The following is a 263-nucleotide window of genomic DNA, read 5'->3' as shown; positions in this document are numbered from 1 at the left end:
ACGGGCCCAATAAATTTTAAATATCCCNTAAGTTTATATATAATATGCTAGAATAGTATATACTTTTGTATTATAATTATCTTTTATATCGAATTCATCTAAAGTTACTATTAATCCTTTCTCTGGTTTATATCTTTTGGTAAATGTATAAAAATCTTTACTGATTCTTTTATTTCTCTATTTACATATGTCATAATAACTCTATTATTTTATCAAAATATGTTTAGAATATTAAATATTTTTTAAGTATGAAAATAATTATA

The organism is Candidatus Nanopusillus massiliensis, from assembly GCF_920984865.1.
Note: the sequence above shows the minus strand (reverse complement) of the source record.